Raw genomic sequence first — 21391 nt, forward strand, 5'->3', positions numbered from 1 at the left:
GATATGTCATCTAAAATACCAGTTTCTGTATTAATTCCGGCAAAAAACGAACAAGCAAACTTGCCAGCCTGCCTTGCTAGCCTCAGCAGAGCAGATGAAATATTTGTAGTAGATTCTCAAAGTACCGATAACAGCATTGAAATTGCGAAAAGCCACGGTGTTAATGTCGTGCAATTCAACTTCAATGGACGCTGGCCTAAAAAGAAAAATTGGTCTTTAGATAATCTCCCTTTCCGTAACGAATGGGTGCTAATTGTAGATTGCGATGAGCGCATCACCCCCGAACTTTGGGAAGAAATTGACCAAGCAATTCAAAACAATGAATATACAGGTTATTATCTCAACCGCCGAGTCTTTTTCTTAGGAAAATGGATTCGTTATGGTGGAAAATATCCCGATTGGAATCTGCGTTTATTTCAACATAAAAAAGGTCGCTACGAAAACCTACATACAGAAGATATTCCTAATACTGGTGATAACGAAGTTCACGAGCATGTGATTTTGCAGGGCAAAGTTGGGTATCTCAAAAATGATATGCTCCACGAAGATTTCCGCGACCTTTATCACTGGCTAGAACGGCACAACCGTTATTCTAATTGGGAAGCCAGCGTTTATTTTAATATTCTCACAGGTAAAGATGATAGCGGCACAATCGGCGCGAATCTATTTGGTGATGCAGTGCAACGCAAGCGTTTTTTGAAAAAAGTGTGGGTACACCTGCCATTTAAACCCTTTTTACGGTTTGTTTTATTTTATATAATTCAACGCGGTTTTTTGGATGGCAAAGCTGGATATATTTATGCACGCTTGCTGAGTCAATATGAATATCAAATTGGCGTTAAACTTTACGAATTACGCAACTGTGGTGGTCACTTAAATACTGCAAGTACCCCAAAGGAAGAAGCAGGGGAGCAGGGGAGCAGGGGAGCAGAGGGAAAGCTATTGACCATTGACTCATAACAATTGACCAATACTTCGACTACGCTCAGTACAAGTGACAAATGACAAATGATCAACCTTTCGTAGATTTACGCAAATATGACCAATCTTGGTTTGATCGGGGACGGCCAAGTTGGTATATATTGTTGTGGTGGCTTGTACAGGCGATCGCTTTTCCCCTCACTCCTCAACCGTTAAATATTCTGCGTTGTGTTTTACTACGACTATTTGGCGCTCGGATTGGCAAAGGTGTATTAATTCGACCCACCGCCCGCTTCACCTATCCTTGGAAAGTTACCATTGGCAACTACAGTTGGATTGGAGATAACGTAGTTTTATACAGCCTCGATCAGATCCACATCGGTGAACACTGCATAGTTTCTCAAAAAAGTTACCTCTGTACTGGTAGTCACGATCTCCAAGACCCTGCCTTCGGGTTGAAAACAGCGAGTATCACTATTAACAATGGTGCATGGGTAGCAGCAGATTGTTTCGTTGGGCCGGGAGTGCAAATCGGCGCTAATGCTGTGATTGGCGCTCGTAGTACTGTTTTGACTAATATGCCTTCTGGACAGGTTTGTTGGGGAAGCCCCTGTCGTCCTAAGACGAGTCGGATAAAACTTGATACCCCCATAATCTCGTAATTTTATAGATAAACACAGTCAGGTAGCAGAGTTAGCTTTGCTACCTGACATTTTCTAGATATTGATAGACATAAGTAAGTCGGCGAGAAAAATTCAATGTGTACGAAGAAATATAAATTTGAAGTAGTGGCGCGGCAAGCCTAAAATGTTGCATTAAATTTTCTTGTGGTGTAGGCATCTTGCCTGCACCAGACGGGCAAGATGCCCATCCCACAAGAGTTTGCTAATTCACTACTTTAGCCTCGTCGCGCCAGTAGGGTGCGTTAGCCTACGGCATAACACACCCTACTTTACATTTATTAACATAACTTGAAATATTAACGCCGACTTACTTATTAATAGCAGTTCTCAATTGCATAGAATATAGACCACTCATAAGGCATTTGTGAGAGGTTACAATAAAGTGCATTTTGTCAACTAGTAGCGTGTGGCGTAAATACACATACCATTTTTCAGCCTTGCGAGCAATCAATTTTTCGTGGCTTTTAATGGTCTGCTTATTTCCGCCGTGGTGTACTAGTCTAAAATTTATGCGTATCTAAAAAACTTGGCAGAAGATATGATATGCCAAATCAGCCAGGAAATAGTTTTAAAACAAATTTAATAAGAGGCAAGTATGAATTTTCATAACAATGAAAAAAATGTCATTTTAATAGTCGATGACACTCCTATTAATTTAAAAATGTTATTCGATTTTTTAGAGTATCATGGCTTTGAAGTTTTAGTTTCTGAAGATGGAAAAAATGCTATTAAAATTGCAGAAACTTCTTTGCCTGACATAATTTTGTTGGATGTATTAATGCCAGGAATAGACGGGTTTGAAACTTGTAGAATTTTGAAAATAAATCCAGCAACTCAAGATATACCCGTGATATTTATAACTGCTATGATTGACAAATTAGAACGAGTCAAAGGTTTGAATCTTGGCGCAGTAGATTACATCACCAAACCTCTAGAATATAAAGAGGTTTTAGCTAGAGTAAATATCCATTTACGTTTACGAAACCTCACGAAAAAACTCACAGAGCAAAATAAACGTTTAGAGATAGAAATCCTTGAACGCCAGCGAGTAGAAGAAGAACTGCGATGTAATTCAGCTGCATTAGACGAGTGGAACAATCGCTACCAAGCATTAATTCAAGCGAGTGGTCAGATTCTCTACGACTGGTACTTGGATACTAACGATATTAAATATGGTGGCAATGTAGAGCAAATATTAGGTTACTCTATGCCTGAGATGTTAGGAGGTTTGCAGCGTTGGTTAGAGTTGGTTCATCCTGATGATAGAAAATTATTTAACGATGAGATTAACCGCGTTTTATCCACAAAAGATCGATTCCACCTTGAATTTCGTGTATGTCGCAAAGATGGCACTTACATCACAGTTGAAAATAACGGGTATATCTTTTTAGACTCTACAGGCAAAGTTGCTCGGATGGCGGGCTTTGTAATTGATATTACCGAACAGCAAGCTGCACTACACGAACGCAAAAATGCAGAACAAAAAATTCGTGAGCAAGCAGCCTGGCTCGATATCACCACAGACGCAATTATCGTTCAAGATTTGGTTAACAAAATTCAATTTTGGAATAAAGGGGCTGAACATCTGTACGGTTGGATGGCAGAAGAAGCATTGAACAAGAATGTCAATCAGTTTTTGTATCGAAAGCAAAGTTTTGACCAACTGAAAAATATCCAGAAAACTTTAGTTGAACATGGTTCGTGGCAAGGTGAATTATATCAAGTTACCAAACAAGGCAAAGAAATCATTGTTGCTAGCCGATGGACACTGGTAAATGATGATGAAGGACAAGCTAAATCTGTCCTAATTGTCAACTCCGACATTACAGAGAAAAAACAACTTGAAGCGCAGTTTCTCCGCGCCCAGCGAATGGAGAGTCTTGGCACTCTAGCAAGTGGTATCGCCCACGATCTTAACAATGCATTAACACCTATGTTGATGACAGTGCAACTTTTAGAGGCACAGCTTCCAGATGAAAAAAGTCAGCAATGGCTAACAATTATGGAAACAAATATTAACCGCGCCGCAGATTTAGTTAAACAAGTGCTGTGGTTTTCACGCGGTTCTGTAGGTAACTTTAAAACCTTACAGGTGCGGTATTTGATTTCAGAAATTGAAAATATTGTTAAGCAAACATTTTCCAGAGCTATTGAAATTCGTATTGATGTTTCTGGGCAAAACTTGTGGAATATCTTTGGCGATGCTACTCAGCTACACCAAGTGTTAATGAACCTCTGTATCAATGCTCGTGATGCCATGCCTCACGGCGGTATCCTAAAGATTTCTGCGAAGAATTTCTGGGTTGATAGCCACTACGCCAAAATGAATATTGATGCTAAGGTAGGTTCTTATGTAATGATTAGCGTCTGTGATACAGGGATAGGAATTAAGAGAGAAATAGTAGATAGAATTTTTGAGCCATTTTTCACAACAAAAGAAGTCGGAAAAGGCACAGGGCTTGGTCTTTCAACAGTGCTTGGCATTATCAAAAGCCATAGTGGTTTTGTAAATGTAGTGACTGAAGTGGGCAAAGGCACAGAGTTTCAAGTTTGCTTACCCGTCACGCAAACAATGAACACGGATAATAAATTAGCTAGAGATGATGAATTACCACAGGGGCATGGAGAATTGATTCTCGTTGTTGATGATGAAGATGCAATTCGAGAGGTTACTCAAACCTGGTTAGAAAAAAATGCCTATAAAGTTATAGTAGCTAGTGATGGTATTGATGCGATCGCACTATATGCAGAATATCAACAAGAAATTAGTGTAGTCTTGATTGATATGATGATGCCAAACATGGATGGGCCAACAACTATCAATGTGTTGAAAAAAATTAATCCAGATATCAAAATTATTGGTGTTAGTGGATTAGCTTCCAATCATGAAATCATTAAAATCCTTGGTAATAGTGTCAAAACCCTTTTGTCCAAGCCCTACACCTCAAGCGACTTGTTAAGAAATTTACAGATGGTGATTAATACTAAGTAGAGTTTGTCATTTGTCATTTGTCACTTGTACTGAGCGTAGTCGAAGTATTGGTCATTGGATATGGTCATCCCCCTTATCTCCCTCATCCCCCAGCCCCCAATCCCAATGAGTGGTAATATATTCTCATGGCTGCTCTAATCCTTGCTATTGATGAACAAACTATTGGATGAAACGCTGTCAATCGAAACTGCTGAACGCATAAACAGCAGAGCTAGCACTCCGTTTGATAATGCTTACAAAGCAGCATTGTCTACTGAGGGAGCAAGATATGTTCAAGGATTTTTAACTTTTGTGGGAAAGCCATACAGACCGATTGAACACAGTTGGATTGAACTAGGCGATGCCTCTGAGGTACGCATTATCGATCCCACATTACCGCACCTGAACAAAAATCCCCAAGAACTCTGGTATTTTGCGGCACAAAGGCTAACGATTAAAAAACTGAAAGCCATCATTGAAGAATCGAAAGAAGATTATCCAGAAGATGAACCATTACCAATCTATGGTGATCCACCTTATGAATATTATGGTGATGTAATGTTAGGTGGTCAAGACTATTTGGCAGCATATCAAGCCGCAGAGGCTAAGTGCAAAGAAATCAACAAACTCAACCCTGAGAGAAACTAAATAATTCGTAATTCGTAATTCGTAATTCGTAATTACGAATTATTTAATAGGATTTACCGTCACTTCCAAAGTATTCTCTATAGCCACAAATTTTGTCTCCACGCACATCAAAGGAGACAGCTACCCTGTTTTTATAAAGCTGCCCGAACAAAAGTCCCTCATCCCGAAACTCAAAGACAGCCGTTGCTTCATTGCTGGTAACACGGTCTAAATCGGTCAGGTTCAAACCAGGACTGAAGGATTCAAAAACGTACTCGAAAAATTCTCTAGCTCGCTGTTTTCCGACATTCAAACCGTGAAATTTACCCATTGGAAACCAAAGGGTAAAATCTTCTGTGAGCATATCTAACAATGGTTCCCACTTTCCCGTTGCCATACCATGCGTAAGATTCTCAAATGCTTGTCGAGCAACTTTTAAAGTATTTTCTGAATCTTGTGTCATTCTTACCCGCCCTTAAAACCTCACAACTACTTTGCCACAATTCTGACCACTGAGGAGATATTCTACAGCGTCGGGTATTGATTCTATGCCTTGAAACCGTGTTGGGTCAACGGCAACTTTGAGTTTGTCTGTATAGAAAAGATTTAAGAGGCGATCGCGTGCCTCTGCCATATATTCTTTATAATGAGGCATGAGAAAGCCTCTCACAGAAGCTGCTTTCCAAAATAGTTGGTGATAAAGGCGTGGTTGTGTAATTTGCTCTACATTATTTGCGTATTCGGAGATGAAACCAACCACTACTAACCGTCCCCGCACTGCCAAGTTTTCAACGCAGGTATCAAATACAGTTTTACCTACACAGTCAAAAATTAAATTAATCCCATTTGGGTATTCTTGCTTGAGGACTTGATTGAGATTTTCGGCGCGATAGTTGATAATGCGATCGCACCCTAATTCTTTCAGTAATTTTGCTTTCGCCTCAGAACTGCAAGTCCCAATGACATGATTACCAGCTAACTTTGCCAATTGCACCGCAATATGACCAGTTCCCCCTGCTGCTGCTGTCACTAAAACCACTTCATTACTTTTCATCTCCCCCACTTGTTCTAGTGCCACCAAAGCTGATACACCTGTAGGCATTAGTGTTAGCAACTCTGGCGTTGCTTCCCGCACCTTCACCACTAAGTTTGCATTGATAACCTGATATTCTCGATAACCGCCGCCACGTGCAGTAGTTATGACAGCATCACCAATTTGAAAATCTTTGACATTTTCACCCATAGCGATAACTTTCCCCACAGCTTCCACACCCAAATCAAAGGGAGGAATCAAGCTAATATATGGAACGTCACCACGACAAATTAAGGTGTCAAAGCCACCGTTAATGCCAGAAAATTTGTTTTTAATTAAAAGTTCATTGTCAGCAGGTTTGGGAATAGGAATTTCGACAAGTTCAACGGCAGATTTAAAATCTTGATTCAGTTTATTTACTATTAACTTTCTGTAGTTTTGTACATTCATTGATATAAGTTATTCGGTGTAAATAAAATATTTAAAGCTATGTTGATAAATTTAAATATAGGATGCGTTATGCTTTCAGTTAACGCATTATCAATAATCTAAGTAGGTTAGCGCGAAAAAAACCAAGTATATTACGAAACGTAAATAGGCTTAAAACCCTTACTAATGACCAATACTTCGGCTTACCTCGACTTCGCCCTTCGGCTACGCTCAGGACAGGCTCGGCACAAGTCGCTCAGTACAAGTGACTAATGACAGCCTTAGCCAGTTAGCTTTAATTGCGCCGACCTACTAAACTATTCTTATAAAGCTTTATCCCACTCTAATTGATGAGCTAAACCATACTTGATAAAATCTTCTTCTTTAGCTTTATCGCTTTTACCAAAAACACCTAAACTGTAAGGATTATCTTGCATCCGTTGTGTGACTTGCTCTTTCTCAAATCGGATCACTTCATCTCTAGGCTTATCCGGTTTAAAAAAGTCTACAACCAAGACAGTTCTATCATAATTAGTGTAATTGTGTGGGCAGTGTGGATAGCTATGATCTAAAACCAGGAATTTTCCTTCATGCCAATAAAGTTGATCGTGGCATATTTTCATAGCCACATCTCCCTCTGGCACTATTAATCCTAAATACCCACGATTCATGTGAGGGTTATAGTTTACATGCAGCTTAATATCCAAGCCTGGATGGAATGTACCATAATACACGTTTCTGATGATATCATCATCAATAAAGTTCACATTTTTTATCACATTAGCTAAATTTGGAAAATACTTCTCTCTTAATAAAAGTGCTTTTTTTGATGCCTTATCTGGCCCATAATCAGGATATTGTATTTGATAAGTTTGGATATATTCTTCAATAAAAAGACCTTGAAACAAAATACCAAAAGCGCTGTATTTTGCATCACCCTTGGTTTTAATCGTTTTACTTTTAGGCCCCAGAATATCGTAAGTTAACTTTAGCTCTTCATCAGAGGCCTGGTTAATAAAGCGTTTAAATTCCTCTCTAATCACTTGCCAGTTATCTTCAAAGATTTTGAGAAAAGTAAATGTCTCTGGGTCTATATGATATTCATTAAAGCTTTCCATTGTCTTTTCTCCTGAAGATGATTTCATAAAAAACCGTTATATAATGATGGGATTTGGTCTTCATCCCGATTCGATGTTGGAATTCCTGACTAAACTCATTTTAGTGTGAGGTCTACTGTGTCTGAAACTCCCGTATTAGATCAAATTATTAAAAATGTGCGGGTAGTTCGTCCCCATCAGGATGCAATCGAACTACTTGATTTAGGCATTAAGGATGGAAAGTTTGCTCAGATTGCCTCTAATATTAGCGCAGACACAGGCAAACAGGTATTTGATGGCAAAAACTTGCTTGGCTTTCCTGGAGTCGTGGATGCCCACATGCACGTCGGTATCTATCAATCCCTCGAAAAAGATGCTGTGACTGAAACCAAAGCAGCCGCAATGGGAGGTGTGACTACCAGCCTAAATTACATCCGTACAGGACAATATTATCTTAACAAAGGCGGCTCCTACCGCGATTTTTTTCCAGAGGTGTTGGCGTTATCCGCAGGTAATTTTTTTGTAGATTACGGCTATCACATCGCACCTATAGCAAGCCAGCATATCGACGAAATACCCCTATTGTTTGAGGAATACGGTATATCTTCGTTTAAAATCTTCATGTTTTATGGCGGCTATGGGTTGCATGGTTTATCAGACCAGCAAAACCTCTTTTTGATGATTAACAAAGAGGAAAGATACGACTTCGCCCATTTTGAATTTATTATGCGTGGTCTAACTCGCTTGATGGAAAAACATCCAGAAGCGCGAGATACTATCAGCTTGAGTTTGCACTGTGAAGTTGCAGAAATTCTCAACGCCTATACCAAAATAGTTGAAAATGATTCTAGTCTTAACGGATTACACGCTTACAGTGCAGCGCGTCCACCTCATTCTGAAGGTTTAGCAATTTGCATTGCTTCTTATTTGGCCAATGAAACTAACTGTGCAAATATCAATTTGTTGCACCTGAGTTCACGTAAGGCTATGGAAGCAGCTTTGACTATGCAAACTGCTTTTCCCCATATCAATTTTCGGCGAGAAGTTACTGTTGGACATTTGTTATTAGATGTCGATACTCCTAATGGTATTTGGGCAAAAGTCAATCCTCCCATTCGTCCTCGCGCTGATGTGGAATACTTATGGCAAGCAGTACTCAACAATCAGGTAGATTGGATAGTTAGCGACCATGCTTGCTGTTCTGCTGAACAAAAAAGAAGTAATAAAAATCCGAATAATATTTGGTTAGCAAAGTCTGGTTTTGGCGGTACAGAATATTTACTTTCTGGTGTATTTAGTGAAGGTAGCAAGCGGGGAATGTCTTACAACCAGATGGCTAAGTTGCTATCTTGGAACCCATCACGGCGCTTTGGTTTGTTAGAAAAAGGTGACATTGCTATTGGTTATGATGCTGATTTTGTGCTGGTAAATCCAAATGAAAGCTTTGTGGTAAGTGCTGCTGAGTCTGAGTCACAACAGGGTTATACGCCCTTTGAAGGAATGGAGTTAACGGGACGAGTGAAAAGTACGTTTTTGCGCGGAAATCTTATTTATAATAATGGGCAAGTTTTAGGTTCACCCACTGGGCGATATTTGAAAAGATGTTAGAGTAATCTCCACATAAATATAAAAGGCGTTGCATATTTGCGGGATGGGCAACATGAGCGTCCCTTGTATTTCCGGGCGGGCAGGATGCCCACCCCACAAGAATCATCCCTTAATTTTAGCAACGCCATATAAAACTATTTGCGATTGTCAAGTAAGACATCAAAGTGTTTAACTTTTGTTTCTGGTTTTATGAGATATTCATTATCTCTAGGAAGAGGTCTAACTTTTTCAATGTCGTTACCTGCAAACTTGCGAATTGCATCTCGTGATTCCCAGTAAGAGATAACAGTAAATTCCGTATTATTTCCATCAATGCGGCAAAGTACTTGCGCCCCCAAATTCCCAGGAATTGACTCGATTTTTTTAATTCCAGCTTCTAGCAAATAAGCATAATATTCATCTGCTTTCGATGTCAGTGTTGTACCATGCCAAATGCGTGCGACTACTTTCTTGGATTGGGTAGTAGTGCGATTATTCGGTAGAGACTGTGCTGAAACTGCACGTGTTTCAATCTGTATAACAGAAGAAATTGGTAAAATTGAAACTGAAACCGTCAATCCACAAATAATACTAAAAAAATTACTGAATCTAATCATTAGATATCTCTATGTATATATGACAAGACTGTTCCAAGTTTAGATAAATCTCTATCAACTCTGACAAAGAACAAACCGCCATCGTCCGTTGAGTGTATGGGAAGAGTGCTAAAGCTAGGACAATAGCCAAAGTGGCCTTTGGCAAAACTGTAATTTCCTATATTACAATATCCAACTAAACCGTATGCTTCTTCGTTATATGACTGGATCATTTGATATTTACCATCGTAGTGTGGCAAGATAGCAAGCAGCCATACTCCACCCCCGTTACTATCTTTTCTTAAAAACTTTTTTTTAGATATCTCAAATTGAACTGTATCTGTCTTGCTCCACGGTAGCAATTTGCTATCCAATGCAGGGATGAAGTCACGCAGTCTAGCATCTGGATGATCGTTTGTTGCATTTTTAAATTTTAATGGAATGGGGCCGTTCTCCATCCAAAGGATTTCAACTTCTTCATTGCCTAGCACTTTCCAAGGGCCTACTTTAACTCCTGCGGGGATAAAGGAGTAGCCATGCTTGTTTAATTGCCACTCATCTAGTTGAATCGCACCTCTTAGTATAAAAATCTCTAAATCGGCAGTAAAGAAGCCAGAAGGGGCTTCAAATTGAGGCGGTAAAACGACTTTTGAAGTTGATGCACCGGAGTCATGCCACGTTAGCGATCGCTTACTACCGAATGCTACATTATCTGGCATCCCACTCACTCGCCAACCGTGTTCTTCTGCTACGGCATTTGTATCAAAGAATTGGTACTGGCGAGATATATACTCTTTGGATATCGCTGTACGCCTTCCTGATAGGTTCATCCGTCCTCTTCCGTCTCCACCCCAATCCTCTTTTACAGATGTTACGTGCAAAAAATCATCAGTTTGGTTTTCTTCTGCGGAATTAAAATTTATATTCTCTTCGCCCACGACTTCAGATTCTCCTGTTTATATGTTTCTCGTTAGGCATTGCTCAATTTTAGATTGCGTTGACTCGACTTCCTCTAAAAATTAAATTGTTAATTCAGCAAATTACCTTTTTTGTGCCATTGTTTGTAGCCATTCAATTAGAGGTCTTAAGGTTCCTGGCAATGCTGCTTCACTGACAGTCACCGTATGCTGCTTGCCGTTATCTTCTACTGTCAATTTATACTGAAAGCGATCGCTCTGTTGATTTGGCGAAGTAATTAGTTCAGGTAGCCTAAATAAATCTGCAACTTCCACCAGTCGGGGAAGTGTCGCAGCTTCATCTGGCGGGAGAGTGTCTGTATCAACGGTTGTCTTCTTGCTGATTCCAGCAAAGCCACCTGTGCGTTCAAAGGATATCCGCATTTTTTTTGCTCTTTGTTGTGTTATTTAGTTGGGATAAATACTTAAGCTGGAAGATGATAGTTCTCACATCCCACTGTAGCAACAACAAACTACAGATTTATCAGTCCTGAGTGAGGGAGTGGAAGGTCTTGACTATTTATTCCTAACTCCTCACTCATAACTCCTAACTACTTGATAACTCCTACCTTTTGCCAAGCATTCTGCACAGCTTTTTGCTCATCGCTACCATTACCGTAAAGTTCGCCAGCAACTTGAATGGTGACGTTGGCAGCTTTTTTAAAATCTGCTTTGGCATTCAAGCGATCGCGTAAAGTTATATACCAGATTTTGCCTGCTTTTTCCCAAGCATAGCCACCAATGCTAACAGCCGCTAGATAAAACGCATGGTTAGGGATTCCTGAGTTGATATGCACCCCGCCGTTATCATCAGTACCAGTATATTTATCTTTCATATAGGCTGGTTGAGGATCTTTACCCAATACTGGATCATCATAAGCTGTTCCCGGTGCTTTCATGGAGCGGAGGGCAACACCTTTGACAGTCGGTACTAAAAGACCTTCACCAATGAGCCAATCTGCCTCTTGTGCTGTCTGATTTTTGGTCTTCTGTTTCACCAGGGAACCGAAGACATCAGAAAACGATTCATTTAGTGCCCCTGGTTCGCCATAGTACTGTAAACCCGCTTCATACTGGGTTATCCCATGAGTTAGCTCATGCCCAATCACATCAATTGATTTCGTGAAGCGTTGAAACAGTTCTCCGTCGCCATCACCATAAACCATTTGGTCGCCGTTCCAAAAGGCATTGTCATATTTAACGCCATAATGCACGCTAGAGTCTAAACGTAGTCCTTTGTCGTCAATAGAATTGCGATCGAATATCTCATTAAACAAGTCATAAGTAGCACCAGCAGCATCATAGGCTTCATTCACTGCTACATCACTACTGGGAGGATCTCCTTCAGCACGCACCAGTGTGCCAGGAAGTTGCTGTCCATTTTTTGCATCGTAGATAGTACGGCGCTTCTCACCTGGAGAAGGTGCAAATGAGATATTACCTACAACGTTTCTTCGTCCTAGAAATTGTGCCGAAATATTTAATGTATGAAAAGCCCAAGTACGCTGCTGGGGATTGCCATTCACCACGACACTTTTAAGCATGTGGGGTGGGACAATACAACAAATCGGGCATCTAGAGTCAAGTAGATGCTCATACTTGAACTCGGCTGATTTCTTTTTATTTCGAGCCATCCAAGATATTCTCCTTTTAAAACTAAGTGATTCTTACAGTGGCTTTAACTCCACTGGAGAAAGGAGCAGAAAAACGAATCCAAATCGCGTGTCTCTGGTTTCTTTTCTGAAGAAAATTTTCTACTCTGTATTTTCGGATCGGTCTGTAGAGGATTGATAGTACCCTCATGGGTACTTCTGATGTGGAAATATTGCATCAAAACACAAGGACAGCTTAGATACCGCAAGTTTCAGCCAAAATCTTTGCATGAGTTAGCAAGACCTCCTTTACAGACCGAAAGCGTTTATATATTAGTTCCGATCAAGGGAAATAATCTTATTTATTGCTGTTTTGTTACTATAGGGCTGCTAATCCTATAAATATCGATTAGGGACAGGTAAATTCCAAATCCAGGTATCAAAACCTAAAACTTTCATAGCCAGCCACCAAACACCGCCAGACCATAATATTTCCAAGGTACTGCAACTGTCTGAAATCTAGCTTTGCTCAACATTTGTAAATGAGCATCTAAGCTAGCTAGCTGGTCTTGACTGGAGTAACCTTGAGTGCTACTTGCACCAAGTTTTGCGCGAATCTCTATTAAATTAGCTCCCTGTTCAACTAACCATTCTTCTCGTGCCGCCTGATAAACTTCTGTTAAAGCTGGTGATTCTGGTAAAATGGGGTCTGCATTCCAAAAACAGCCATTTTGAGTGAGGCTAGGAGCAATTCTGCTAAATAACTTTAATTTCATCTCATCCTGGAGATGATGGATTGCCAAGGATGAGACACAGGCATCAAATTCGCTACCAATATCTAATTTTTCTGGATTATTTGCCCAATCGCCAAAGTCTGCTTGTGTACCAACCCAACGTTTTTGATATCCAGCTGCTGTGATTTTATCTTGGGCAAATTGTAGCATTCGAGGTGAATAATCTAGAGCAATCACTTGGGCATTTGGAAAGCGTTTGAGTATCTTGAGACTAAGTTCCCCTGTACCACAACCTAATTCTAATATCCGCAGACTTGTGGAAGGTAGACAACGGGTAATTACCTCCAACATCTCATCGTATCTAGGTATCAGTTGGCGAATACCAATGTCAAAATCAGCAGTGCTGGCGAATACCTCTCCGGGAAATAACTGTTGCATAGGGATCAAAACAAATATACAGACTAATCAATATTAATCATCCATCATTACTGAGGTACAGATTACATCGGTATGAGCAACTTTTAGTATTAAAAAATATTCACTTCATATACTTTTGGCAGAATACATATATCACATTTTATGTTATCTAACAGAAAGTCATCTATTAATTTAAGCTGAAATCTTATGATTTTGAGCAAAAAAGCCAGCTTAACTCTTTTTTAAGATTTGTAAATATAAAATTGCTCACGTATTGAGTTAAACTGATATGAGTAATTAGTAACTCTGATTAATTAAAATTTTGGGTTTTCAAAAGTTACTGACGTTGGTATATTAAATACTGAACAGAAAGTTAACTAAAACAAACTAGAAGTCCACTGGCATTCTGAGTAAAACAGAGTGTAGCAAGTTTAGTGATAAAAGGTTCGAGACTAATGCTAAAAAACAGCGAACTGAAGGTTAATCAGGGCTGTAATCTTAAATGGAAGCCCGGAGATAAGCTATTTATCCAATTTTCTCTGTCAGAAATTTTGCGAATTAAAACAGTTGTAAAATCTCTATATCTATAGATAGACATAGCAGAGTTCATCGTGAAGTTAATCTGCATTCAGGTTAATTTACTACAGGTCTATACTGGAGTTAATCTAAATTTAAGGTTAACTCGCCGGATTCAGGTCAACAATCCCAAAAGAGCGCAAGCGTTATGACGATAAATTTTTATTGGGACTAGTTGATTAGTCTTGAGGCAACTTCAAATCAGAGGTTAGCTTACAGAATTTAGATAAATAACGGTGCTATTTAGTGGCATCGCTCGGTAATAAAAATCAGCTTTTCTAGTAAAAGCTTGCTTTAGAATGCCTAAAATTTTCGGCGTTCATGAGCATAATTTGTTATTCCCATACATCAGGGGAAATCTCAAATATTGCCTGAATTTTCACAAATTTTTCAGTTCTACCAAGGTCAATAATAATGAGTAATGTTCAAGCATCGTTTGAAGCAACGGAAGCTGAATTTCGGGTGGAAGGTTACGAAAAAATTGAGTTTAGTCTTGTCTATGTGAATGGTGCATTTGATATCAGTAACAGAGAAATTGCAGACAGCTATGAGAAGTTTGGTCGCTGTCTGACTGTGATTGATGCCAATGTAAACAGACTATATGGCAAGCAAATCAAGTCATATTTTAGACACTATAGCATTGATCTGACCGTAGTTCCCATTGTGATTACTGAGCCTACGAAAACCCTTGCAACCTTTGAAAAAATTGTTGATGCTTTTTCTGACTTTGGCTTAATCCGCAAGGAACCAGTATTAGTAGTGGGTGGTGGTTTAGTCACTGATGTAGCTGGGTTTGCATGTGCTGCTTACCGTCGCAAGAGTAACTACATTCGGGTTCCTACAACGCTGATTGGTTTGATTGATGCAGGTGTGGCGATTAAGGTTGCAGTCAACCATCGCAAGTTAAAAAATCGCTTGGGTGCATATCATGCTCCTTTGAAAGTTATCCTCGATTTCTCCTTTTTGCAAACATTACCAACGGCTCAAGTTCGGAATGGGATGGCAGAGTTGGTGAAAATTGCTGTTGTGGCGAACTCTGAAGTCTTTGAATTGCTGTATGAGTATGGCGAAGAGTTGCTTTCCACTCACTTTGGATATGTGAATGGCACAAAGGAACTGAAAGCGATCGCACACAAACTCAATTACGCGGCAATTAAAACTATGCTGGAATTGGAGACTCCAAACTTGCATGAGTTAGACCTCGATCGCGTCATCGCCTACGGTCATACTTGGAGTCCTACCTTAGAATTAGCTCCAATGATACCGTTGTTTCACGGTCATGCCGTCAATATAGACATGGCATTGTCTGCAACCATTGCTGGAAGACGTGGCTACATTACATCAGGAGAACGCGATCGCATTTTGAGCTTGATGAGTCGTATCGGTTTATCAATCGATCATCCTCTACTAGATGGTGATTTGCTCTGGTATGCTACCCAATCTATTAGCTTAACGCGAGACGGTAAACAACGCGCAGCTATGCCCAAACCCATTGGTGAGTGCTTCTTTGTCAACGATTTCACCCGTGAAGAACTAGATGCAGCTTTAGCTGAACACAAACGTCTGTGTGCTACATATCCTCGTGGCGGAGATGGGATTGACGCTTACATAGAAACTCAAGAAGAATCCAAACTATTGGGAGTGTGAAAACATGACCAGTATTTTAGGACGAGATACCGCAAGACCCATTACGCCACATAGTATTCTGGTAGCACAGTTACAAAAAACCCTCAGAATGGCAGAAGAAAATAATATTCCTTTAGAGATATTGACATCTCTGCGCCAAGGGTTGCAATTAGCAGCAGGTTTAGATCCCTATTTGGATGATTGCACTACCCCGGAATCCACCGCATTGACAGCACTAGCACAGAAAACCAGCAAAGAAGACTGGAGTAAACGCTTTAGTGATGGTGAAACAGTGCGTCAATTAGAGCAAGAAATGCTCTCAGGACATCTTGAAGGACAGACATTAAAGATGTTTGTGCATATTACCAAGGCCAAAAGCATCTTAGAAGTGGGAATGTTCACAGGATATTCAGCTTTGGCAATGGCGGAGGCGTTACCAGATGATGGGCGACTCATTGCTTGTGAAGTAGACTCTTATGTGGCCGAATTTGCTCAAACTTGCTTTCAAGAGTCTCCCCACGGCGGCAAGATTGTTGTAGAAGTAGCACCTGCACTAGAGACGCTGCACAAGCTGGCGGCTAAAAAAGAATCCTTCGATCTAATCTTCATTGATGCCGATAAAAAGGAGTATGTAGAGTACTTCCAAATTATCTTGGATAGCCATTTACTAGCTGCCGACGGGTTAATCTGCGTAGATAATACTTTGTTGCAAGGACAAGTTTACCTGCCATCAGAACAGCGTACAGCCAATGGTGATGCGATCGCTCAATTCAACCGCATTGTCGCCGCAGATTCTCGTGTAGAGCAAGTTCTGTTACCCATCCGAGATGGCATAACCCTGATTAGACGCTTGGTATAACAGGCGCAAAAAATTCAAATAGTTCTAATTTGGATGCAATATCCGGTAGGGACGCACATCTGTGCATCCCTACAAAAGAACCGCATTCCACGTCAAGGAAAAATTTATGGCACAATCAATCCCTTTATCTCTTCCTCAATCCCCAACGCCATCACAGGGTGTGAGGATAAAAATAGTAGCTCTATTCAAGACTATCGGGACTCTAACACTACTGCTGATAGCCTTGCCGCTTAATGCTTTTATAGTATTGCTATCGCTGATGTGGGGGCCATTTACAAAAAAACCTGCCGTAGCCGCCCATCCTCAGAATATCTTGGTCAGTGGCGGCAAAATGACCAAAGCATTACAACTTGCCCGCTCCTTCCATGCAGCCGGACACAGAGTTATTCTGATTGAAGGTCATAAATACTGGTTATCAGGGCATAGATTCTCAAATGCTGTGAGTCGTTTTTATACAGTTCCTGCACCACAAGATGACCCAGAAGGCTACACCCAGGCGCTATTAGAAATTGTCAAACAAGAGAAGATTGACGTTTATGTACCCGTATGCAGCCCTGTAGCTAGTTATTACGACTCTTTAGCAAAGTCTGCACTCTCAGAATATTGTGAGGTTTTCCACTTCGATGCTGATATAACCAAGATGCTGGATGATAAATTTGCCTTTACCGATCAGGCGCGATCGCTTAGTTTATCAGTCCCCAAATCTTTTAAAATTACCGATCCTGAACAAGTTATCAACTTCGATTTTAGCAAAGAAACGCGCAAATATATTCTTAAAAGTATTTCTTACGACTCAGTTCGCCGCTTAAATTTAACCAAACTTCCTTGTGCTACCCCAGAAGAGACAGCAGCCTTTGTCAAAAGTTTACCCATCAGCCCAGAAAAACCTTGGATTATGCAAGAATTTATTCCTGGGAAAGAATTATGCACCCATAGCACAGTCCGAGACGGCGAATTAAGGTTGCATTGCTGCTCAAATTCTTCTGCATTTCAGATTAACTATGAAAATGTCGAAAATCCCCAAATTCAAGAATGGGTGCAACATTTCGTTAAAAGTTTGCGGCTGACTGGACAAATATCTCTTGACTTTATCCAAGCTGAAGATGGTACAGCTTATGCCATTGAATGTAATCCTCGCACCCATTCGGCGATTACAATGTTCTACAATCATCCAGGTGTTGCAGAAGCCTATTTTGGGAAAACTCCCCTAGCCGCACCTTTGGAACCTCTGGCAGATAGCAAGCCTACTTACTGGATATATCACGAAATTTGGCGATTGACTGGGATTCGTTCTGGGCAACAATTGCAAACGTGGTTTGGGAGGTTAATACGAGGTACAGATGCCATTTATCGCCTGGATGATCCGATACCATTTTTAACTTTGCACCATTGGCAGATTACTTTACTTTTGCTACAAAATCTGCAACAGCTAAAAGGCTGGGTAAAAATTGATTTTAATATCGGTAAACTCGTGGAATTAGGTGGAGACTAAGTAATTCGTAATTCGTAATTCGTAATTCCAAATTGCTAAATCAAGGGATGAATCTTGTGGGGTGGGCATCTTGCCCGCCCTGCAATACAAGGGACGGACAAGATGCCCATCTCACAAAACCATCAAAATCATCCCGCATTTATACTTATATTTAGTGCGGGTTTACTCTCTTTATTTTTTTATATCAATTTTTTAACATTTTTGAGGGGTCTAAATCCCTCGCTTATAGCGGTTCTCAGTTGAGTGCAATACAGACCTAACAAGAACAGCCCCAACCCTTGTAGCGTTGGGGAGTAAGATTCAAAGCCTCTCTCCTAAGAGGAGAGAGGAATGGAAGTGAGGTCAAACTGTATTGCTTCCATTCGAGAACCGCTATATTAACAAAAAATAGAATGTAAGAAATATTACCTAGATTTCATCATGAATATTTTTTAGGACAACCAAGAATGAAAGCGAAAGTTAGCTTATAAACCTCATCTAAGTTGAGAACCGTAGTTTTCGCCCTCACCCTAAATCCCTCTCCCAGATCCTACGGTGTACACACAAGTAGTCCTAGAGCGAGTTTCCAGCCAAAAAAGGTAGATTCAAACTGATACAATCCGCGAATCAAAGTAGTAATTCCCGGAGGTTTCTGATAGGGTAAGCCTCTTGGCATCAGGTTAAATAATTCGTAATTCGTAATTCGTAATTCGTAATTAAGTTTTGTGACGGGGATTTAGCGCTGCATTGCGGTCTTGGGGTCTCCCCCGCCGCAGGATGCGCGTTCGCAAAGCGTCTCGCAGAGAAGCGCTGTAGTGGAGCGACTGGCGTGGGCTAGGGGGGATCGAATTCTATGCAGCTTCATAAAAAATTGGTATTAGGTGCGATCGCACCCTGATGACGTGCAAGCATTTCATAGATACATGGATTTGTTGCAAACCGCGCCGGGACGTGTGGCAGTAACCACCCCAGAAGAACTGGAAGCAGAAATGCGAAAGCGGATAGGTCGGGAAGCGCAATAGTGATTGACTATAATCCTTGCAAAGCAACTCTTTGAGTGGTTTACTTTTGGTAGAAATAACCAATGCCCAATGACTAACGCTCTTTTATGACTCTGATGAAAGAAAAAATGTAGGTTGGGTTGAACTTTAGTGAAACCCAACAAAACCAAGGGTTTTTCGTGTTGGGTTTCGTCCCTCAACCCAACCTACTCGTAAATTTATCAAAGCCTTAAAAATCAAGGGTTCTGAATTTTTATTTAACGAGAGTAATAGAAGAGCGTTAAAGATAAGCTATAGCGGTTCTCAGTTGAGTGCAATACAGACCTAACCCCCAGCCCCAACCCTTGTAGCGTTGGGGAGTAAGATTCAAAGCCTCTCTCCTTTTAGGCTACGGTGTACACACATCTTTGTATAAAACCAAAATCGTAGTAGATCCCCCTAAATCCATGCCACCTGCTCATGGGGGAAACCACGCCAGATGCTCCACTACAGCGCTTCGCGCATCCTGCGGCGGGGGAGACCCCAAGACCGCAGTGGCTCCCCGATAAATTGGGGGACTTTAAGAAGTTTTCCCCCCTTTTTAAGGGCAGGGCTGTTTCGTTCCCTCTTAAACAGGATTTGTCAAGATAGTTAGCGATAAAAATCATAAGTATGAGTAGCGACTGAATAGACTTTTAAGCACATAAACAACAGTGTAATTATCTGTTCTCTCGACACGCTCTTAGCAAAATAATCAAATTTAAATTGCTAGAACTCTTGATTTTTAAAGCCTTTTAGGGAATGAATCGGCCCTGCTTTTTTAAGGGGAGCCAGCGCGGGAACAGGGGTCTCCCCCGCCGCAGGATGCGCGTAAAGCCAACTCTTAGAGACGCTCTTGCTAGCTTGCTTCCACGAAGTGCTACGGCATAGCTTCGCTTAGTGCAAAGCGGACGTACCAGAAGCGCTGTAGTGGAGCGACTGGCGTGAGTTAGGGGGGAGCAACAAGTGCCTAAAATCACAGTTAACTACTTTTAAAACATCCTCTTATACCGATTCAAAAACAACGTACAATTACAATATTGCTGAGAAGTTGCTAAAATCGTCAAAAAGAGGGTAATTCTGTGGAATTGGGGTTTGAATGGCATGAAGAAAAAGCCAAAGAAAACCTCAAGAAGCATAGAATTAGCTTTGAGGAAGCAAAAACTGTATTCAATGACCCGTTTTCGATTACTATTACTGATCCTAACCACTCACTTGACGAAGAACGATACATTGATATTGGTCTTTCTTTACGAGGACAGTTACTCGTTGTAGTTTATACAGAACGTCAAGCCAAAATTCGCATTATCAGTTGCCGCCAAGCCACAAAAGCAGAACGGAAAGTTTATGAACAAAGTTAATTCTGAGCAGCCTGATATCACAGATAACGATATGCTCCCAGAATACGATTTCACAGATGGTGTTCTTGGAAAGCATTATCAAGCTTATCGGCGTGGACATACTGTCACCATTCATCAAGCTGATGACACAACTGTTGTACAGCATTTTACCCTTGAAGATGGGGCAGTGATACTTGATCCTGATGTCCGGGAGTATTTTCCTAATGGAGAAGCTGTCAATCAGGCTTTACGCACATTGATTAGTCTGTTCCCGAAAAATAACAAATCGATTACATCTCAATCTGTTGAATAATCTGCATTGTCTCCACGCTGACAGTGCAGACTCTTTGTAGTAAATCTATTACTTGTTCTTTATAATCTGCAAAGCGATATGTATTGAATTTTTCCGCAATAGTAGGGTCTTTAGGTTTCTTTTCTTTGTATTGATCTAATATCCATTCTAAAGCACAACGGTTGCCAAGGTGATATTCCCAAGCAGTTTTGGGGATACCTTGTAGAGTTGTGACATCATCTAAAGTAATGGTTCCATTGACTGTATTGGCTTTTAGTTTTGCCTTTGGTGTCCTATTTTTAGCGAAAGGTAAATCAATTCGTTTTAATGGATAGGGTTCAACGGTTTCATAATTGATGTGCAAATTCATCAATTTTTTACCCCAGTTAACCCATTGCTGAAAGTCTTCGTAGAAGGGTATGCGGGGAAATTCTCGTTTCAAATTAAGTTCGTATTTGGTGCAGGGTTAGCGCGTCTCAAAGCCTATTGACAAGAGGACTTGCCTGATCAGCAATCTTTGTTGGAAACAAAGTGACACCATCCGAGGTAGGGTAAGATTTAATTC

General features: G+C 40.6%; 19 protein-coding genes and 1 pseudogene. 11 read left to right on the plus strand and 9 right to left on the minus strand.

Annotated elements, in window-relative coordinates:
• Positions 1-3 precede the first annotated feature (3 nt).
• The 4 genes from HWQ36_RS20455 to HWQ36_RS20470 all read left to right on the plus strand — a co-directional run bounded on the left by HWQ36_RS20455 (position 4) and on the right by HWQ36_RS20470 (position 5223).
• The gene (locus HWQ36_RS20455) at positions 4-960 is read left to right on the plus strand and encodes a glycosyltransferase family 2 protein (protein ID WP_292705747.1); all 957 of its coding nucleotides are present in this window, start codon (positions 4-6) and stop codon (positions 958-960) included.
• Positions 961-1001: 41 nt separating this feature from the next.
• Positions 1002-1583: a hormogonium polysaccharide biosynthesis acetyltransferase HpsU gene (gene hpsU / locus HWQ36_RS20460; RefSeq protein WP_292705750.1), complete on the plus strand. Its 582-nt coding sequence runs from the start codon at positions 1002-1004 to the stop codon at positions 1581-1583.
• Between the two features lie 616 nt (positions 1584-2199).
• Complete coding sequence (locus HWQ36_RS20465; RefSeq protein WP_292705753.1) at positions 2200-4596, plus strand: response regulator; 2397 nt, start codon at positions 2200-2202, stop codon at positions 4594-4596.
• A 150-nt stretch (positions 4597-4746) separates the two neighbouring features.
• Entirely contained in the window at positions 4747-5223 is a 477-nt protein-coding gene (locus HWQ36_RS20470) for a hypothetical protein (RefSeq protein WP_292705756.1), read from the plus strand.
• 43 nt (positions 5224-5266) lie between these two features.
• Here the strand turns inward: HWQ36_RS20470 and HWQ36_RS20475 are convergent, their stop codons facing one another.
• From HWQ36_RS20475 to HWQ36_RS20485, 3 genes are all read right to left on the minus strand, one after another.
• Positions 5267-5665 carry a nuclear transport factor 2 family protein gene (locus HWQ36_RS20475; RefSeq protein ID WP_292705760.1) on the minus strand — a complete coding sequence of 133 codons (399 nt, stop codon included), beginning with the start codon at positions 5663-5665 and terminating at the stop codon, positions 5267-5269.
• Positions 5666-5677: 12 nt separating this feature from the next.
• Positions 5678-6685, minus strand: coding sequence for a quinone oxidoreductase family protein (locus HWQ36_RS20480; protein ID WP_292705763.1), 1008 nt, complete (start codon positions 6683-6685; stop codon positions 5678-5680).
• Positions 6686-6987: 302 nt separating this feature from the next.
• A complete protein-coding gene (locus tag HWQ36_RS20485) occupies positions 6988-7782 on the minus strand; it encodes an aspartyl/asparaginyl beta-hydroxylase domain-containing protein (protein WP_292705797.1) in 795 nt (264 codons plus the stop codon).
• Between the two features lie 117 nt (positions 7783-7899).
• On the opposite strand from HWQ36_RS20485, the gene HWQ36_RS20490 reads away from it, so the two are divergent.
• On the plus strand, positions 7900-9369 hold the full coding sequence (locus HWQ36_RS20490) for an amidohydrolase family protein (RefSeq protein WP_292705766.1): 1470 nt from the start codon (positions 7900-7902) through the stop codon (positions 9367-9369).
• Between the two features lie 134 nt (positions 9370-9503).
• Here HWQ36_RS20490 and HWQ36_RS20495 read toward each other — a convergent pair whose 3' ends face one another.
• The 5 genes from HWQ36_RS20495 to HWQ36_RS20515 form a co-directional block, all read right to left on the minus strand.
• Positions 9504-9965 (minus strand): antibiotic biosynthesis monooxygenase family protein, encoded by a 462-nt coding sequence (locus HWQ36_RS20495; protein ID WP_292705769.1) that lies wholly within the window; start codon positions 9963-9965, stop codon positions 9504-9506.
• Positions 9965-10882 (minus strand): DUF4437 domain-containing protein, encoded by a 918-nt coding sequence (locus HWQ36_RS20500; protein WP_292705771.1) that lies wholly within the window; start codon positions 10880-10882, stop codon positions 9965-9967. Before HWQ36_RS20500 ends, HWQ36_RS20495 begins: the two co-directional genes overlap by 1 nt.
• Before the next feature lie 102 nt (positions 10883-10984).
• Positions 10985-11284 carry a protealysin inhibitor emfourin gene (locus HWQ36_RS20505; protein WP_292705774.1) on the minus strand — a complete coding sequence of 100 codons (300 nt, stop codon included), beginning with the start codon at positions 11282-11284 and terminating at the stop codon, positions 10985-10987.
• Between the two features lie 167 nt (positions 11285-11451).
• The gene (locus HWQ36_RS20510) at positions 11452-12534 is read right to left on the minus strand and encodes a M4 family metallopeptidase (protein WP_292705777.1); all 1083 of its coding nucleotides are present in this window, start codon (positions 12532-12534) and stop codon (positions 11452-11454) included.
• Between the two features lie 413 nt (positions 12535-12947).
• Positions 12948-13664, minus strand: coding sequence for a class I SAM-dependent methyltransferase (locus HWQ36_RS20515; protein ID WP_292705780.1), 717 nt, complete (start codon positions 13662-13664; stop codon positions 12948-12950).
• Positions 13665-14633: 969 nt separating this feature from the next.
• Here HWQ36_RS20515 and HWQ36_RS20520 point away from each other — a divergent pair.
• The 6 genes from HWQ36_RS20520 to HWQ36_RS20545 all read left to right on the plus strand — a co-directional run bounded on the left by HWQ36_RS20520 (position 14634) and on the right by HWQ36_RS20545 (position 20847).
• Complete coding sequence (locus HWQ36_RS20520) at positions 14634-15866, plus strand: sedoheptulose 7-phosphate cyclase (RefSeq protein ID WP_292705783.1); 1233 nt, start codon at positions 14634-14636, stop codon at positions 15864-15866.
• Positions 15867-15870: 4 nt separating this feature from the next.
• A complete protein-coding gene (locus HWQ36_RS20525; protein ID WP_292705786.1) occupies positions 15871-16704 on the plus strand; it encodes a class I SAM-dependent methyltransferase in 834 nt (277 codons plus the stop codon).
• A 106-nt stretch (positions 16705-16810) separates the two neighbouring features.
• The gene (locus tag HWQ36_RS20530; protein ID WP_292705789.1) at positions 16811-18196 is read left to right on the plus strand and encodes an ATP-grasp domain-containing protein; all 1386 of its coding nucleotides are present in this window, start codon (positions 16811-16813) and stop codon (positions 18194-18196) included.
• 860 nt (positions 18197-19056) lie between these two features.
• Complete coding sequence (locus tag HWQ36_RS20535; RefSeq protein ID WP_292696868.1) at positions 19057-19197, plus strand: hypothetical protein; 141 nt, start codon at positions 19057-19059, stop codon at positions 19195-19197.
• 1079 nt (positions 19198-20276) lie between these two features.
• Positions 20277-20555 carry a BrnT family toxin gene (locus HWQ36_RS20540; protein WP_366829374.1) on the plus strand — a complete coding sequence of 93 codons (279 nt, stop codon included), beginning with the start codon at positions 20277-20279 and terminating at the stop codon, positions 20553-20555.
• Positions 20542-20847, plus strand: a complete 306-nt coding sequence (locus HWQ36_RS20545; RefSeq protein ID WP_292705792.1) for a hypothetical protein — start codon at positions 20542-20544, stop codon at positions 20845-20847. Before HWQ36_RS20540 ends, HWQ36_RS20545 begins: the two co-directional genes overlap by 14 nt.
• On the opposite strand, the pseudogene HWQ36_RS20550 reads toward HWQ36_RS20545, so the two are convergent.
• Positions 20825-21274: pseudogene (locus HWQ36_RS20550) on the minus strand (type ISP restriction/modification enzyme); the annotation flags it as partial. The gene HWQ36_RS20545 and the pseudogene HWQ36_RS20550 sit on opposite strands and share 23 nt — an antisense overlap.
• Positions 21275-21391: the final 117 nt, after the last annotated feature.

Source organism: Nostoc sp. NMS2 (genome assembly GCF_017115105.1).
GTDB lineage: Bacteria > Cyanobacteriota > Cyanobacteriia > Cyanobacteriales > Nostocaceae > Nostoc.

What these genes read in the sequence shown, in the direction of transcription:
- HWQ36_RS20455 (WP_292705747.1), top strand. Translation starts at nt 4, where the DNA reads ATGTCATCTAAAATACCAGTTTCTGTATTAATTCCGGCAAAAAACGAA.
- hpsU (WP_292705750.1), top strand. Translation starts at nt 1,002, where the DNA reads ATGACAAATGATCAACCTTTCGTAGATTTACGCAAATATGACCAATCT.
- HWQ36_RS20465 (WP_292705753.1), top strand. Translation starts at nt 2,200, where the DNA reads ATGAATTTTCATAACAATGAAAAAAATGTCATTTTAATAGTCGATGAC.
- HWQ36_RS20470 (WP_292705756.1), top strand. Translation starts at nt 4,747, where the DNA reads ATGAACAAACTATTGGATGAAACGCTGTCAATCGAAACTGCTGAACGC.
- HWQ36_RS20475 (WP_292705760.1), bottom strand. Translation starts at nt 5,665, where the DNA reads ATGACACAAGATTCAGAAAATACTTTAAAAGTTGCTCGACAAGCATTT.
- HWQ36_RS20480 (WP_292705763.1), bottom strand. Translation starts at nt 6,685, where the DNA reads ATGAATGTACAAAACTACAGAAAGTTAATAGTAAATAAACTGAATCAA.
- HWQ36_RS20485 (WP_292705797.1), bottom strand. Translation starts at nt 7,782, where the DNA reads ATGGAAAGCTTTAATGAATATCATATAGACCCAGAGACATTTACTTTT.
- HWQ36_RS20495 (WP_292705769.1), bottom strand. Translation starts at nt 9,965, where the DNA reads ATGATTAGATTCAGTAATTTTTTTAGTATTATTTGTGGATTGACGGTT.
- HWQ36_RS20505 (WP_292705774.1), bottom strand. Translation starts at nt 11,284, where the DNA reads ATGCGGATATCCTTTGAACGCACAGGTGGCTTTGCTGGAATCAGCAAG.
- HWQ36_RS20510 (WP_292705777.1), bottom strand. Translation starts at nt 12,534, where the DNA reads ATGGCTCGAAATAAAAAGAAATCAGCCGAGTTCAAGTATGAGCATCTA.
- HWQ36_RS20515 (WP_292705780.1), bottom strand. Translation starts at nt 13,664, where the DNA reads ATGCAACAGTTATTTCCCGGAGAGGTATTCGCCAGCACTGCTGATTTT.
- HWQ36_RS20520 (WP_292705783.1), top strand. Translation starts at nt 14,634, where the DNA reads ATGAGTAATGTTCAAGCATCGTTTGAAGCAACGGAAGCTGAATTTCGG.
- HWQ36_RS20525 (WP_292705786.1), top strand. Translation starts at nt 15,871, where the DNA reads ATGACCAGTATTTTAGGACGAGATACCGCAAGACCCATTACGCCACAT.
- HWQ36_RS20530 (WP_292705789.1), top strand. Translation starts at nt 16,811, where the DNA reads ATGGCACAATCAATCCCTTTATCTCTTCCTCAATCCCCAACGCCATCA.
- HWQ36_RS20545 (WP_292705792.1), top strand. Translation starts at nt 20,542, where the DNA reads ATGAACAAAGTTAATTCTGAGCAGCCTGATATCACAGATAACGATATG.